This window comes from Variovorax sp. 10L426 (assembly GCF_056395305.1).
In genome coordinates, this window is record NZ_JBFTJF010000001.1 from 102,111 (window position 1) to 116,596 (window position 14,486).

At 64.1% G+C, this 14,486-nt stretch carries 14 protein-coding genes and 1 pseudogene; 7 read left to right on the plus strand and 8 right to left on the minus strand.

The genetic code is table 11. The annotated features are described in order from the left end of the window. Positions 1 to 4: 4 nt before the first annotated feature. Positions 5 to 610 carry a hypothetical protein gene (locus AC1DHL_RS00510; RefSeq protein ID WP_478096567.1) on the plus strand — a complete coding sequence of 202 codons (606 nt, stop codon included), beginning with the start codon at positions 5 to 7 and terminating at the stop codon, positions 608 to 610. A gap of 5 nt (positions 611 to 615) precedes the next feature. Continuing rightward, positions 616 to 1,248: an N-acetyltransferase gene (locus AC1DHL_RS00515; protein ID WP_478096565.1), complete on the plus strand. Its 633-nt coding sequence runs from the start codon at positions 616 to 618 to the stop codon at positions 1,246 to 1,248. A 250-nt stretch (positions 1,249 to 1,498) separates the two neighbouring features. On the opposite strand, the pseudogene AC1DHL_RS00520 reads toward AC1DHL_RS00515, so the two are convergent. From AC1DHL_RS00520 to AC1DHL_RS00530, 3 genes and pseudogenes are all read right to left on the minus strand, one after another. Beyond that, a pseudogene (locus tag AC1DHL_RS00520) lies at positions 1,499 to 2,458 on the minus strand (DUF6351 family protein); the annotation flags it as partial. Between the two features lie 535 nt (positions 2,459 to 2,993). Next, positions 2,994 to 4,514: a tripartite tricarboxylate transporter permease gene (locus AC1DHL_RS00525; RefSeq protein WP_478096563.1), complete on the minus strand. Its 1,521-nt coding sequence runs from the start codon at positions 4,512 to 4,514 to the stop codon at positions 2,994 to 2,996. Between the two features lie 16 nt (positions 4,515 to 4,530). Further along, the gene (locus AC1DHL_RS00530) at positions 4,531 to 5,019 is read right to left on the minus strand and encodes a tripartite tricarboxylate transporter TctB family protein (RefSeq protein ID WP_478096561.1); all 489 of its coding nucleotides are present in this window, start codon (positions 5,017 to 5,019) and stop codon (positions 4,531 to 4,533) included. Positions 5,020 to 5,266: 247 nt separating this feature from the next. Between AC1DHL_RS00530 and AC1DHL_RS00535 the strand changes: the two genes are divergently transcribed. Together AC1DHL_RS00535 and AC1DHL_RS00540 are read left to right on the plus strand one after the other, a co-directional pair. Next, a complete protein-coding gene (locus AC1DHL_RS00535; RefSeq protein ID WP_478096560.1) occupies positions 5,267 to 5,686 on the plus strand; it encodes a MarR family winged helix-turn-helix transcriptional regulator in 420 nt (139 codons plus the stop codon). Then, positions 5,631 to 6,200 carry a DUF4158 domain-containing protein gene (locus tag AC1DHL_RS00540; protein WP_478159800.1) on the plus strand — a complete coding sequence of 190 codons (570 nt, stop codon included), beginning with the start codon at positions 5,631 to 5,633 and terminating at the stop codon, positions 6,198 to 6,200. The genes AC1DHL_RS00535 and AC1DHL_RS00540 overlap by 56 nt, the downstream gene beginning before the upstream one ends. 154 nt (positions 6,201 to 6,354) lie before the next feature. On the opposite strand, the gene AC1DHL_RS00545 is transcribed toward AC1DHL_RS00540, so the two are convergent. The 5 genes from AC1DHL_RS00545 to AC1DHL_RS00565 are packed head-to-tail and all read right to left on the minus strand — an operon-like array spanning position 6,355 to position 11,100. Continuing rightward, positions 6,355 to 7,032, minus strand: coding sequence for a GntR family transcriptional regulator (locus AC1DHL_RS00545; protein WP_478096557.1), 678 nt, complete (start codon positions 7,030 to 7,032; stop codon positions 6,355 to 6,357). Between the two features lie 48 nt (positions 7,033 to 7,080). Beyond that, a complete protein-coding gene (locus tag AC1DHL_RS00550; protein ID WP_478159802.1) occupies positions 7,081 to 8,052 on the minus strand; it encodes a tripartite tricarboxylate transporter substrate binding protein in 972 nt (323 codons plus the stop codon). A 39-nt stretch (positions 8,053 to 8,091) separates the two neighbouring features. Further along, complete coding sequence (locus tag AC1DHL_RS00555; RefSeq protein ID WP_478159804.1) at positions 8,092 to 9,078, minus strand: zinc-binding dehydrogenase; 987 nt, start codon at positions 9,076 to 9,078, stop codon at positions 8,092 to 8,094. A gap of 19 nt (positions 9,079 to 9,097) precedes the next feature. Then, on the minus strand, positions 9,098 to 9,907 hold the full coding sequence (locus tag AC1DHL_RS00560; RefSeq protein ID WP_478159806.1) for an enoyl-CoA hydratase: 810 nt from the start codon (positions 9,905 to 9,907) through the stop codon (positions 9,098 to 9,100). Between the two features lie 2 nt (positions 9,908 to 9,909). Beyond that, entirely contained in the window at positions 9,910 to 11,100 is a 1,191-nt protein-coding gene (locus tag AC1DHL_RS00565) for a CaiB/BaiF CoA transferase family protein (protein ID WP_478159808.1), read from the minus strand. A gap of 136 nt (positions 11,101 to 11,236) precedes the next feature. Here AC1DHL_RS00565 and AC1DHL_RS00570 point away from each other — a divergent pair, with 136 nt between their 5' ends. From AC1DHL_RS00570 to AC1DHL_RS00580, 3 genes are all read left to right on the plus strand, one after another. Further along, complete coding sequence (locus AC1DHL_RS00570; RefSeq protein WP_478159810.1) at positions 11,237 to 11,929, plus strand: GntR family transcriptional regulator; 693 nt, start codon at positions 11,237 to 11,239, stop codon at positions 11,927 to 11,929. Between the two features lie 44 nt (positions 11,930 to 11,973). Next, positions 11,974 to 12,945 (plus strand): Bug family tripartite tricarboxylate transporter substrate binding protein, encoded by a 972-nt coding sequence (locus tag AC1DHL_RS00575; protein WP_478159812.1) that lies wholly within the window; start codon positions 11,974 to 11,976, stop codon positions 12,943 to 12,945. Positions 12,946 to 13,006: 61 nt separating this feature from the next. Next, on the plus strand, positions 13,007 to 14,377 hold the full coding sequence (locus AC1DHL_RS00580) for an MmgE/PrpD family protein (protein WP_478159814.1): 1,371 nt from the start codon (positions 13,007 to 13,009) through the stop codon (positions 14,375 to 14,377). Positions 14,378 to 14,486: the final 109 nt, after the last annotated feature.

The following is a 14,486-nucleotide window of genomic DNA, read 5'->3' on the forward strand; positions in this document are numbered from 1 at the left end:
GTGAATGTTCAATAACGACAGACTTGCCCACTATCCGCTGCGGCAATCGCTGCTACCGGGCGCAAAAGGACTCCGGATCTTCGAGGAACGTGGCGTGGTGGAGTGGTTGTCACGCCCGGATCGATATCTCGTGGTGTGCGAAGGCCGGGGTGGGCGGATCTACGCCGCCGACGAGCGCTTCCTGGAAGAGGCGCAGCATGTGATTGGGAATGTGCATGACGCGAAGGTCGTCTTCCGCAAGCCCGAGATTCACACGTACATAGACCCCGAGTTGGACGCATGGGTCGAGCCCGTGATGTTTCTGCGCATCAAGGTTCCGCATGCCCATGCTCGTGAAGTTCTGGCCGAACTCAGTTTCCGGGGGGTACGGATTCTGGAGCAAGACATGCAGTCGTATGACCTGGTGATTCGTGCTGAAGGCCGACTTGTCAATCTCATTGGATTGGCGCGCATCGTCAATTCATTCGGACACGGTTCTGCCGCCTTCTGGACATGGCTGGACCGGTATGAACGAGCGATGACTACTTCTGTCGACCTACTCCGAGCCGAAAGCTGGGCAGCAGACGGGAAGACTCTTCCTGGATCGACACCTTCCAATCCCACGGGCTGACAGCCATGATCCTTGCACTGCCGTTTCCCCATTTCCGAATCCCTTTTCACCGCCCGGCTGAACTTCGGCTCGATGTCGACCCGTCCACGGACCGCGGCAAGTCGCTCGCGTCCGTTTACGACCGCATTCATAAGCCGGGCGACCCACTGCACGGCCTGCCGACCTTCGGTCTTCGCGATCCACATCTCAAAGTGCGCATCCGGGAGGCCGACGGCGAGCTCTACGCGTACGTCGAAGACATGCAGCGGCGATGTCTTGCGGGCTGCACGGTCTTCAACAGATTGGTCGAAGTCGACCGTCGGGCGGATCGACATCTTCGCTCTCCTCACTCACGCTATAGGGCGGAATACCAACGGCTGGGTATCGCAACGGCGGTTTACGACTGGGCGCTCGCCACCGGAATCTGCCTGATGACAGGGGCGCGTCAGTCAGCGGGTGCGCACGCCCTGTGGCGTAGTCTGGCGCGGCGCTACGAATCGGGGTTCGCCGAACTTCGCAACAAGAAGCTCACGTATCTGGGCCGTGATATTGATCCCGGGGATCTCGATCGACTGGAAACTCGGATGTTCTTGCTCCCGGCGAAGTGGTCGCTGCCACAGTTCTGCGCGGCGGTCGGAATGCAACATGTCCCGTTCTGAAACCGGATGCCTCCGCCGCAATCGGTTCAGGCGAAGCCGGCGTACTCGTATCGCGCGCGTGGCGCAGCGCGGCCGAACATCCGAGGCCTTTGGCGTCGCGCGCGAACGCTGATCGGGGAGGCAGTAGATCGCGCGTTGACCACGGCCGCCCACAGGGTGGCTTCGTGGGCGGCCTGAGAGGGCGTTGCGGATCGACGCACGGATAATTCGCACACTTCGATCCACCCCGACCTCCGATGAAGACGTTGAGCGTGGAGGTGGTCACCGCCAGGCCGCGGCTCTGGTAGGTGGGGTTGATCAGCGTGGCGAAGTCGTTGCCCTGCTGGAACCAGCCGCCCTGGCAGCCGCCGCCCAGCGGATAAATGAGACCACCGGTCCAACCCGCCGGGCGCGAGCTGGGCGACGGCGGCGGCTCGTTGAGCACGTCATGCAGGATCGCCGACTGGTACAGGCCGCGGTTGATGGTGCCGCTTTCCAGCCGCACCACGTAGGGCACCGTCTTGCCGTCAATGGTGAGGTAGCTCATGTTGGCCGGGTACGCCGTGATGCTCTCGGGGATGAAGCGCGTGTTGCCGCCCGAGGTGTTGCGGTAGTAGTAGTCCACCCGCGTCACGACCGAGCACTTGTCGTCGCCCGTGGGGGTGAGCGGCTGCCCGCCCATGCGGGTGAAGGTTGCGTAGCCGCAGACGAAGGGCTGCTCGTGCGGGCCCGAGATCATCGGCCCCGTCACGGGATAGGCCGTGAGCACCTGGTGCGCACGGTAGCCGCGGAACTTGGCCACCAGGTCGTTGTCGCCCGGCTTCAAGCCCGTGAGCTTGCCGACGAGTTTGCCGGTGGTCGGAAGCGTCTGGAACACGTCGGTCACGTCAACGTCGTTGAGCGTCACCCGGAAGTCCGCACTGGGCTGCGGCACCAGCTTTTCCAGCTCGACCAGGGCGTCGTCGCCCGACACCAGATGCGGCTTGGAAGACAGCACGTTGATGCGGATGGTCGGCGCGCTGTTGCGCGGCTCGCCGAGCACCGAGTTGTCAGACTTGGCGAACGTGGTGCCTGCCGTGCCTGTACCGCTGCTGCCGCTGCTGCCGCTGCTGCCGCTGCTGATGCTGCCATCGCTTCCCCCGCCGCAGGCGGCCAGGATGAGCGCCGCGCTGAGCGCACTCAGCTGCGCGGGCACGCGCCGGCTGCGAAAGACCTTGTCGATCGTGTTCATCGTCTCTTGTCTCCTTCTTGGACTTGCGAAAAGTGCCCAGGGCCGCGGTCCGCACCACCACCGCGCGGTGGCGCCCGATGCCGGGGCGCACGTCAATAGCAACGCACATGCCAAGCGAGGCCTTGCTTGCAAGTCCTTGAATTCAAAGGAGACAGGAGATGCCGCTCATGGTTTTCCCTGGCCTGGGCGGATGGAAAACCGCACGGCGGAAATCAGCTTTGTCCGGAAAATGGCACAGCGCGGCGAGCGACGGGATGCTGGGCACCCAATGGTTCTGTCGCGATAAGGCCGCGCTGGTAATCTTGTAGTCGGTGCACGATCGAACGAAAAAGGCCAAGACATGTCCGCAGCATCGACGTTCTACTCGTTGGCATTTTGATCGACCTGGAAGACCAGGGTCGCTCATTCCGGCGCTGCTACTGCGACAGAACCGGATCCCCCGCTTCGCTGCATCGCGCGCCAAGTCGCCGAGCACCCAGCTCGGACTGGGCAATGTCCTCAGCGACCTCACGACCGAGCCGCCGCGACAGAACCCCTATCCGGCCTCTTCGACGAAGGCTTCTTCGCGCTTGGATCGAATCGACGGCAAGAGTACGATCACCATCAGCAGCACAGTTGCGATCAGCAAACCCAACGAGATCGGACGCGTGACGAACACGCTCCAGTCGCCGCGCGAGAGGAGCAGTGCCCGCCGCAGGTTTTCCTCCATCATCGGCCCGAGAATGAGCCCGAGCAGTAGTGGCGCAGGTTCGCAGCCGAGCTTGATGAAGGCATAGCCCACCACGCCGAAGATCGCGACCAGCCAGATATCGAACACGTTGTTGTTGGTCGAGTACACGCCGATGGCACAGAACAGCACGATCGCCGGGAACAGCCACTTGTAGGGAATCGTGAGCAGCTTGATCCAGAGGCCGATTAGCGGCAGATTCAGGATCACAAGCATCAGGTTGCCGATCCACATCGACGCGATCAAACCCCAGAACAGTTCCGGGTTGCTGGTCATCACCTGTGGGCCAGGCTGGATGTTGTGGATGGTCATGGCGCCGACCATCAGGGCCATCACAGGGTTGGGCGGGATGCCGAGCGTCAGCATTGGGATGAAGGACGTCTGCGCACCAGCGTTGTTGGCCGCTTCGGGGCCGGCCACCCCGCGGATGTTGCCCTTGCCGAACGGAACCTCTCCTGTCTTGAGCCTTACTTTCTTTTCCAGTGTGTAGGACGCGAAGGCCGACAGCAACGCGCCACCCCCAGGCAAGATGCCGAGAGACGAGCCGAGCGCAGTGCCGCGCAGCACTGCGGGCAGCATGCGCTTGAAGTCATCCTTGGTCGGGAACAGGCCGGACACCTTGGCCGTGAATACCTCACGCTCTTCCTCGGGCCTGGCCAGGTTCGCGATGATCTCGCCGTAGCCAAACACGCCCATCGCAATGGCAATAAATCCCAGTCCATCCGTGAGTTCGGGGATGTCGAAGGTGTAGCGCGCAACGCCCGAGTTGACATCGGTGCCGACTAGGCCCAGCAGCAAACCGAGCAGGATCATGCAGATGGCCTTGATCAGCGAGCCGGAAGCAAGCACGACGGCACCGATCAGACCTAGGATCATCAGCGAGAAATACTCGGCGGGGCCGAACTTGAAGGCGATCTCGGTCAGCGGAGGCGCAAAAGCCGCCAGGATCAGCGTGCCGACGCAGCCGGCGAAGAACGAGCCGAGACCGGCGGCCGCCAACGCAGGCCCCGCCCGCCCTTGCTTGGCCATCTGGTGACCGTCGATCACGGTCACGACAGACGAGGCCTCGCCGGGGAGATTGACCAGGATGGCGGTGGTCGACCCCCCGTACTGCGAGCCGTAATAGATGCCGGCCAGCATGATCAGCGCGGCCACAGGTGGCAACGCGTAGGTGGCCGGCAGCAGCATAGCGATCGTGGCCGTGGGGCCGATGCCCGGCAAGACGCCGATCAGCGTGCCCAGCAGGCAACCAAAGAACGCGTAGACCAGGTTCTGCAGCGTCACCGCAGTGGCGAAGCCGATCGAAAGGTTGTTGATCAGATCAGTCATAGGTGCGGGTTCGTGTTCAACCGCTGATGAAGGTGGGCCACACCTGGAACTGCAGCTTCAGGCCGATGATGAAGATCAGGTAGCAACCGATGGCGAGCACGGTCGCGAGGATCAGTGCTAGCCTCATCGAGAAATTGGTGCCTGCCATGCACGCCACGATGACGAGCGCGTAGATCGCAATGATCAGTCCCATGGCCGGCAGGCCGACGCTATGCAGGCCCGCGAGCAAGATGCCGAATAGCAGGTTGGCGCCGATGACGAAGCCGAGTGGCTTCCAGGCGATCTTGCCGACCGGATCCCCGTCGACCGTCTTCCCAGTGAGCGATCCGGCGACCACCACAAGTCCCAGCGCCGCCAGCAGCACACCGACGATCAGCGGGAAGTAGCCCGGCCCCATTCGAGCCGCACTGCCGACGTTGTAGCTGGTGGCTCCCAGCGCGAACGCCGCACCCACGCAGGCGAACATGAGGCCGGAGACGAAGTTCTTCTTGCTCTTGATTGGCATAGGCGGTCTTCCCATTGATCAGAATGGGTTTGGTCATTTGCGCCGCAGGCGCAGCATGGAGCGAGGGCTTGCATGGAATCTGCGTTCGGCGCCCCAAAGAGCGCACCGCCTACGCGAGTCAGACAGCAGTCTGACTGCAGTCAGGTATGTCATGTTATGAGGATAAATACATCATGTTGTGAGTAAATACCCTCATGTGACCACGCCGCTGCTACATTGCATTGCCTCATCTCCTTCAGAGCCAACAATGTCCAGCACGCGGGGACCCATCGACAAGCAGCGTTTCGAAGCGCTTTCGGACTTCAGGTTCAGACTCCGAAGCTTCCTTCGCTTCAGCGAGGACGCGGCACGCGCCGAAGGCATTACCGTGCTTCAGTACCAGGTGCTGCTGCACACGCAGGGTTTTCCGGGGCGGGAGTGGGCCTCGATCAGCGAGATCGCGGAAAGGCTGCAGGCCCAGCCGCACGGGGTGGTTGCGTTGGTGTCGCGTTGCGAGGAAGCGGGTCTCGTCAGGCGCAGTTCAAGCACCACGGATCGCCGCCAGGTGGAGGTTCATCTGCTGCCTGCGGGCCGCGGGAAACTCGATGCGCTCGCCACCCAGCATGCGGACCATGTGGCCGAGCTTGCAGAGGTCGTGGCTTTCGCCAAGCGCACACGACTTTCCTGAAGCGTTGAGATCGCCCAGCGTGAGCATCGCCAGCCTCCGGTCACTCTACGAACGTCGCCAGACGCTGTACGAGCACCAAGTCTGGGCTCGCACCTATCTTGGACTGAACGACCTGGATGAGGTCCAGCGGCAGAAGCTCGAACAGGTTCTCGCGGTCGCTGCCCTGGAGGCCGCTCACCCGGACGACCTGGTGCGAACCGCCCGCATCTGGCTGTACGGCAGACGAATCATCATTCCAGGCTCACGCCGAATTGCCGACTGGGCCCGCAAGGCGTTCGACGCCACGGAGGCTGCGATGGCCGCAACGATCGAGACGGCGATTGGAAAGGCGGCGTTGCGCCAGGCCATCGATTGGCCTTATGCACCCTCCCCCGCAGCATCAGGCAGCCACCTGGAGTGGCTCAAGACACCGCCCCAGCGTCACTCGCGAGCACGATCGCGGAGACCCTGGAGAAGATCCGCGCCCTCAAGGCATTGTGGGTGCATAACTGGGCGCTGGATTCGATCGCCCTGAGCAAGCAACAGGCCTATGCGGCTCACGTCGTGATGCGCCGCCCATCGATGACCGCGCGCATCGAACAGCGACGCCAGGCTGTGGAGGTCGTCGATCCAGGACCTGCTAGCCTTGGGCTAGGTGGTCGGCCGACCGTCGCGGTGCCTCGGTGGGCTCAAGCGCCCGGGAGCGGCGCCTCGAAGTTGGACAGCAGCCGCTCCCTGCCGGCGAGCACGTGGCGTTCCGCCGCCGCCCGCGCGCGCGTGCGGTTCGATGCCGCGATGGCATCGTAGATCGCGCGATGCTCCACGTTCGAACGGCGCATGTTGCCCGGCGCGTTGAAGTACTTTCGCCGCACGAGGTGCAGTTCCTTCACGTAGTCGTCGTAGGCCTGATGGGCGCGCCGGTTGTTCGAAAGTACGAGGATCAGGGCGTGGAACTGCAGGTTGAGTTCGTAGTAGAGCGTGCCGTCCTCCGCCTCGCAGGCAGCGTCCATCGCTGCAAGCAGTTCCTCAAACTGCTTCTTGTGATCCTCCGTCAGATGCTCGCAGGCACGCTCGGCGGCGTAGCCGAACACGAGCGCGCGCAATTCGTAGATCTCGACCATCTCACGCAGCGACAGTTGCCGCACGAACACACCGCGGTTGGCGACGGCCGTGACGATGCCCAGGCCTGCCAGCACCTTGATGGCCTCGCGGATCGGCCCGCGGCTGGTGCCCATGCGCAACGCCAGCGCCGCTTCGTTGAGCCGCTCCCCCGGCTTGAATTCGCCGGTATAGATCAGCTGCTTGAGTTCAGTGACGATCGCGTCCGACAGTGCGGAACCACGAGTGCTGGAAGATGGGGGCGGCATGACCAATCCTAACGTCTGACGATGTGGGGGACCTTGCCGGCCAGCCCTTCACTCCACCTTGACGTTGGCGCTCTTGACCAGGTTGACCCAGAACTTGCTGTCTTCGGCCAGGAAGCTGTTGAACTGCTCGGGCGATTTCGAGAGCGACACCTCGGTCCCTTCGCGCGCCAGCGTTGCCTTGACCGTTGGTTGCTGCATGGCGCTGATGGTCGCGTCATAGACCTTCGCGACGATTGCAGGTGGGGTTCCGGCCGGCAAGAACATGCCGTACCAGAATTCGAGGTTGTACTCAGGCAGCCCCGCCTCCTTCATGCCGGGCAGCCCCGGCACCAAAGGCGAACGCTCTCGCGTGCTGACTGCGAGCGCGATCAGGCGCCCTCCGCTCGCCATCGGCAGCACCGAGGGCGAAGTGCCGAAGGTCAACTGCGTATCGCCCGCCATCACCGATTGGATCGCCAGGCTGCCCCCACGATAAGGAATGTGGGTCATGACCGCGCCGGTGACCTGGCTGAACAACGCAGCGCCCAGGTGCGGTGCCGAACCGTTCCCCGACGTGGAGTAGTTGAGCTTGCCAGGCTCCTTCTTCGCGGCGGCGATGAGATCGGCGACCGAGTGAATCCCGGTGGAAGGATTGACGGCCAGCACGAGCGGCGAAGTCGTGATCTTCGTGACGGGCGCGAGATCGCGCGCCGTGTACGTCAGCTTGGGATTGAGCGCGGGATTGACGGAAATGCTGCTCGGGCTCGCGATCAGCAGCGTGTAGCCATCGGGCGGTGCCTTGGCGACCAGATCCGCGGCGATGCTCGATCCATTGCCCGGCTTGTTGTCGACCACCACCGGTTGGCCGAGCGCCTTGCCCAATGAATCGCTCATGGCTCGCGCAACCAGGTCGGCTGCACCACCCGGCGCGAAGCCGATGACCAGCCGGATCGGTTTGTTCGGATAGTCGGCCGGCTGCGCCCACACCGTGCAGCCGAATGTGCACAGGCCAAGTGCCAATGCAAGGGTTTTCATCTTCATGCGCTTGTCTCCATTTTTTTGCGTTGTCTTGTCTTGGGATCAGGCCGCGGCCGGCATGCGCAGGACGATCTTTCCGATGTGGCCTCCGGCTTCCATGTGCGCCTTGGCGTCCTGAAGCTGCGAGAAGTCGAACACCCGATCGATCTGCGGCCTGATGACGCCGGATGCGATGTGCGGCAGCACGTCCGCGACGAAAGCAGGCACTGCGGCCGCCCGCTGCGCCTTGCTCCGCAGCTTGTTGGAAACCCCGAACAGCGTGAGCCGCTTTGCATGAAGCACCGCAAGGTCGAGGTCCGCATGCACGACGCCGTCGACGTAGCCCACGGTCGCAAGCCGGCCTTCGAAGGCCATGGCGCGGATGTTCTCCGCGAAGACCGTCCCGCCGACCGTGTTGACGACCAGGTCTGCGCCGTGCTGCCCGGTCGCCTCCATCACTGCTGCTGCGAAATCCGACGCGCGCGTGCAGAGCGCGACGTCCAGACCGAGGTGCTTCAGCGAAGCCAGCTTGTCCGCCGAACCCGAGGTGCCGATGACTTTCGCACCCAGGACCTTGGCAAGTTGAAGTGAGGCCACGCCGACGCCCGACGACACACCGTTGATCAGAACCCACTCGCCAGCCCGGAGCCGGCCCTGCAACACCAGCATGTCATACGACACGAGAAAGGTCAGCGCGACGCTCGCGGCTTCTTCCCACGACAGGCCGGACGGCATGGCCATCGCCTCGGCTCCCTCCATCAACGCGTACTCGGCAAACGCACCGGCGCATCTGCCCATGACCCGGTCGCCCGGCCTGAAGCGGGTGACTTCGGCCCCGACGGCGACAACCTCGCCGGCGCCCTCCCCGCCGATCGCCTTCCAGCTGCCGGCCTGGCCGTGCAGGCCGTGTCCCGCGACGAACTCGCCGCGGTTGAGCGCCGCGGCGTGCATGCGCACCAGCAACTGCTGCGGTCCGGGCTTCGGCACATCGGTTTCGCGCACTTCCAACACCGTGGCCGTGTCGGTCATCTGCATCCAGTAAGACTGCATGGTGTCTCCGATTCCCTGGCTAGCGGCCCTTGAAGACCGGCTTGCGTTTCTGCATGAAGGCCGTGCGGCCTTCGGTGTAGTCGGCGCTCTCGAAGCAACCGCGTATCAGCGACGTGCACAGCGCCAGGTCCAGCTCCGGCGAAGCCTTGAGGATCTCGCGCGTGATCGCCTTGCCGGCCGCCACCGTCAATGGCGCGTTGTCGGCGATGGCGCCGGTGTACTCGGCCAGCAGTTGCTCCAGCGCTGCCGGAGCGGCAACGCGTGTCACCAGTCCCAGTGACTTGGCTTCGACGGCGTCGATGCGACGGGCCGTGAAGAACAGATCCTTCGCTGCGCCGGGGCCGATCAGGTCGACCAGGTTCTTCATCGCCGAATAGCGGTAACCCAGACCCAGGCGCGCCGCTGGGATCGAGAACACCGCGTCGTCGGACGCAATACGGATGTCGCAGCTGATCGCCACATTCACGCCGCCGCCGATGCAGTAGCCGCGAATGCAGGCGAGCGTCGGCTTCGGGAAGTCGTGGATGCTCATCAGCGCCTCTTCGGCCATGGCTTCGTAGCGGGTCACGGCTTCGCGCGCGGCGCGCATGTCCTCGAACTGCGAGATGTCGGCGCCGGAGACGAAGGCCTTCTCCCCAGCCCCTGAGAACACGACGAGACGCACACGATCGTCGTGCTGCGCCAGACGAAGCAGCGGCGGCACGGCTTCCCACATGTCCACCGAGAGCGCGTTGTGACGCCCCGGGTTGTTGAAACGGATGTGCAGCGTGCTTGCGTCGAGCCAGGTCTGGACACGTTCGGTTGGGGATTCGTAGGTGGGATTCGACATGATCAAAAAACTCCGGTCGCTTTCATGCGTGCGAGCTCGTCCGCGTCGATGCCCAGTTCGCGCAGGATTTCCTCGGTGTGTTCTCCCCGGCGCGGGGCGGCGCGGGCGATGGTGCTCGGCGTGCGCTCCAGTTGCATCGGCTGCCCGACAAGGCGTTGCGGACCCAAGCTCGCCGAGACGACTTCCTTGACCATGCCCAGATGCTCGATCTGCGGCTCCCCGAAGACCTCGCGCATGTCGCTGATCAGGCCGCAGGCCACGCCGCCGGCATTGAACTGCTCGATCCAGTGGCTTCGGTCATGCGTGGCAAGGCGGCGGTTGATCTCCGCGTTGAGCGCATCGCGGTTGACCGAACGCGATGGCTTGTCGTGATAGCGCGCATCGGTGATCCATTCCGGCGCGCCGAGGATGTTGCAGAAGCGCTCCCAGATCTTGGAGCCGAACACCGCGATATTGAGATAGCCGTCGCGCGCCTTGTAGACGCCCGTCGGGATGCTGGTCGGATGGAAGTTGCCAGCCTGCGTGCCGACCTCGCCGTCGATCAGGTAGCGCGAGGTCTGGAAGTCCATCATGTAGACCATCGACTCCAGCAACGAGGTGTGCACCCACTGGCCGCGGCCGGAGGTCTCGCGCTCCAGCAGTGCAACCAGGATGCCCTGTGCCGCAAAGATGCCGGCGCACAGGTCGGCGATCGGAATGCCGACGCGCACGGGGCCGTCGCCCGGCAGGCCGGTCACGGACATCAAGCCACCCATGCCCTGCGCGATCTGGTCGAAACCGGGACGCGTCGCAAGCGGGCCGGTCTGGCCGAAGCCCGAGATGCTGGCGTAGACCAGCCCCGGGTTGTCCGCCGCCAGCGTCTCGTAGTCGATGCCCAGGCGGTATTTCACGTCGGGGCGGAAGTTCTCGACGACCACATCCGCGCCGGCAATCAGTCGCTTCAATGTCGCGATGCCCGCCTCTTCCTTGAGGTTCAGCGTGATGGAGCGCTTGTTGCGATGGGTGTACTGGTAGTCGGAGCCGTCCTGCCCACCGAGCGTGTCGTCACCGCGCATGTGTTCGGGCATCTGAACCTGAATGACATCGGCGCCCCAGTCGGCCAATTGCCGGCAGGCGGTGGGGCCTGCACGCACCTGGGTGAGGTCGATCACGCGAAAGCGCTGCAGGGCGGGTGAGGCGGGCAGATGGGGCATTCGGAGAGGATGGGAGGAAGTGCTGGGATGCGCCAGATTGTTTTCATTTGATCTCTAAGTGTCAACACTTATCGATGAAACGTGGACATTTGATGGAGTGGTCGTATACGATATGCCAATTTTGAAGGACATCCGGATGCTGCCCTGGCTCTCCGACACACCCGCCGATCAGCTCTCGACCGTGCGCGACATTCCGCTGGCCAAGCTGGTCCGCGACGACATGCTGGCCATGATCCTGCGGGGTGAGCTCCAGCCCGGCCAGCGCATCAACGAGCCCGACGTCGCCGCGCGCCTCGGCATATCGAGAGTTCCCGTGCGCGAGGCACTGCGCGAACTCGAGAGCACCGGCCTGGTCGTGGCGCGCAAGCACGCTGGGGTGTTCGTCCGCGAGCCGAGCGCCGAAGAGGTGCGCGACCTCTACGAGATGCGTGGCGTGCTCGACGCCTTTGCGGGGCGGCGCGCGGCGCGGCTCGACGATGGCGCTCGCATTGCATTGGCCGATGTGCTCGATGCCTCCATCGTCGCCATGAACGCCGCCTTTGCCGCTCACGATGTACAGCGCTACTACCGCGAGAACCTTCGCTTCCACTGGGCCATCGTCAAGGCCGCGGGCAACAATGCCATGGCAGACACCTATCGGGGCATCGTCCAGAAGCTGCACCTGTCGCGCCTGAAGAATCTTTCGCAGGACACAGGCATGCGCGCGTCAATCACCGAGCACACCAGGATCGCCGCCGCCCTGCGCAAGGGCGACATCGCACGCTGCGAACAACTGATGGCGCGCCACGTCAGCGACGCCTACGCCCGCTTGCAAAGCAGCCGGCGCTGACCGACAGCGCAGCCGCTTCCCTCAAAAGCAACAGGAGACATCCCATGCAACGCCGTACCTTCACCCTCGCGATCCCTTCGACCCTGCTGGGCCTCCATGGCATCGCACATGCGCAGGCCTTCCCGAACAAGCCCATCCGCTACATCGTGCCGGTGGCTGCCGGAGGCGGCAGCGACATGGTGGGCCGCACGGTGACGGAGCGTTGGGGCAAGCTGCTCAACCAGACCTTCATCGTTGACAACCAGGGCGGTGGCGGCGGCGTGATCGCATCGCAGAACACGGCACGCGCAACTGCGGACGGCTACACCCTCATGCAGGGCTATGTCGCCACGCACGGCACCAGCCCGGCCACGCGCCGCGTGCCCTACGACCCCATCAAGGACTTCACCCCGATCGGGATGATCGGCGGCACGCCCAATGTGCTGGTCATCAATGCCGACGTGCCTGCGAAGGACTTCAAGCAGTTCGTCGACTACGTGAAGAGCAATCCGAACAAGCTCAGCTACGGCTCGGCGGGCGCTGGCTCGCTGACCCACCTGACCATGGAACTGTTCAAGCAGCAGCTGGACCTCCAAATGACGCACGTGCCCTACCGCGGCATCGCACCCGCCTTCACCGACCTGATCGGCGGCCAGACCCAGGCCATGTTTCCGGGCTTGGCCGCCGCCATGCCGCACATCAAGTCGGGCCGCGCGCTTCCCTTGGCGGTCACGGGCAAGACGCGCCATCCGCAAATCAAGGACGTGCCGACGCTCGAGGAACTCGGCCTGCACGGCTTCGACGCCATGCAGTGGTACGGCGTGGTCGGCCCGGCCGGCATCCCTGCCGACGTGGTGCAGACGCTGAACAACACCCTGAATACGGTCCTCAAGGCGCCTGACATGGCCGAGAAGCTGTCGATCGAAGCCATCCAGCCCATGCCGATGTCCTCGAAAGAGTTCGGCGACTACATCCGCGCCGATGTCGCGCGCTGGACTCGACTCGCGCAAGACCGACACATCCAGCTCGAAAACTGAGCCCTACTCCCCTTCCCTTTCTTTCTCCTTCTTCAACCGATCACGCGAAGACTTTTCATCCATGGCCCGCAACACCCAGGTCGCCGCAGACCACAACGCCCCGCCCATCACACGCATCCTTGCCGACTACGTGGCAGGCCACGCCTCGCGCGGCTGGAGCGACACGGTGGACCACGAGGCCCATCGCACCTTTCTCAACTGGCTCGGTTGCGCCGTGGGCGCCGCACGGCATGAGGCCGTCGAGGCCGCGCTGGCGGCCGTCAAGGAGTTGCAACCCGCGCCGCAGGCCACGATCCTCGGGCGCGCCGAGAAGGTCGACATCGCGAACGCGGCGATGCTCAACGGCATCACCTCGCACACCTTCGATTTCGACGACACGCATCTCAAGACCATCATCCACCCGGCCGGCCCCGTGGCCTCGGCCCTGCTGGCACTGGCCGAGCACACCGGTGCGAGCGGCCGCGAAGTGCTCGACGCACTGGTGCTCGGCATCGACGTTGCCTGCCGCCTGGGCAACACCGTCTATCCCGAGCACTACGACCGCGGATGGCACATCACCGGCACTACCGGGATGCTCGGGGCCGCTGCGGGTTGCGCGCGCCTGCTCGGCCTGGACGCGGACCGGACCGCGATGGCGCTCGGCATCGCGGCTTCGCAGCCGGTCGGCCTGCGCGAGCAGTTCGGCACCATGACCAAACCCTTTCATCCGGGCGGTGCGGCACGTGCCGGCCTGATGGCTGCGTTGATGGCCAAGCATGGCTACACCGCGAGCCCGAAGGCGATCGAAGCGCCTCGCGGCTGGGCGCAGGTGGTGTCGACGAAATACGCGTGGAACGAAGTCACCGACGAGCTCGGCGAACGTTTCGAGATTTCGTTCAACAGCTACAAGCCCTTTGCCTGCGGCATCGTCATTCATCCGAGCATCGATGCCTGCGTCCAATTGCGCGAACGCGGCATCAAGGCCGAGCAGATCGAGCGCATCGAACTCAAGGTGCATTCGCTGGTGCTCGAGCTCACCGGCAAGAAGGAACCGTCCGACGGCCTGCAGGGCAAGTTCAGCGTCTATCACGGCTGCGCGGCCGGCTTGCTGTTCGGCCGCGCCGCCGAAGAGGAGTTCGCCGACGCCATCGTGGCACGCCCGGACGTCGTCGCGCTGCGCCGCAAGGTCGTCGCGACGGTGGATGACCAGATCAACGAGGCCAGCGCCGACGTGACCGCGGTGCTCATCGATGGCCGTCGTGAGCATGTGTTCGTCGAGCATGCGATCGGCTCGCTGCAGCGCCCGATGAACGACGCCGACCTGGAGCGCAAGTTCCATGGGCTGTCGGACGCCATTCTTGGCGCCGAGCAGACCACCGCACTGTTGAACGCCTGCTGGGCGCTGGGCGGGGCTTCGGACGTTCGCGAATTGACCAGGCTGGCGCGCCCCTGAGTTCGGCCTCGGGAATTCACCTTTTCCAATCCCGGAACCCCCTCATTGTTTCCTGAGAACGAACACTGCAGTTCGTTTTGTGTTGTTTCTGCCCGGGTAATTTGCCCCA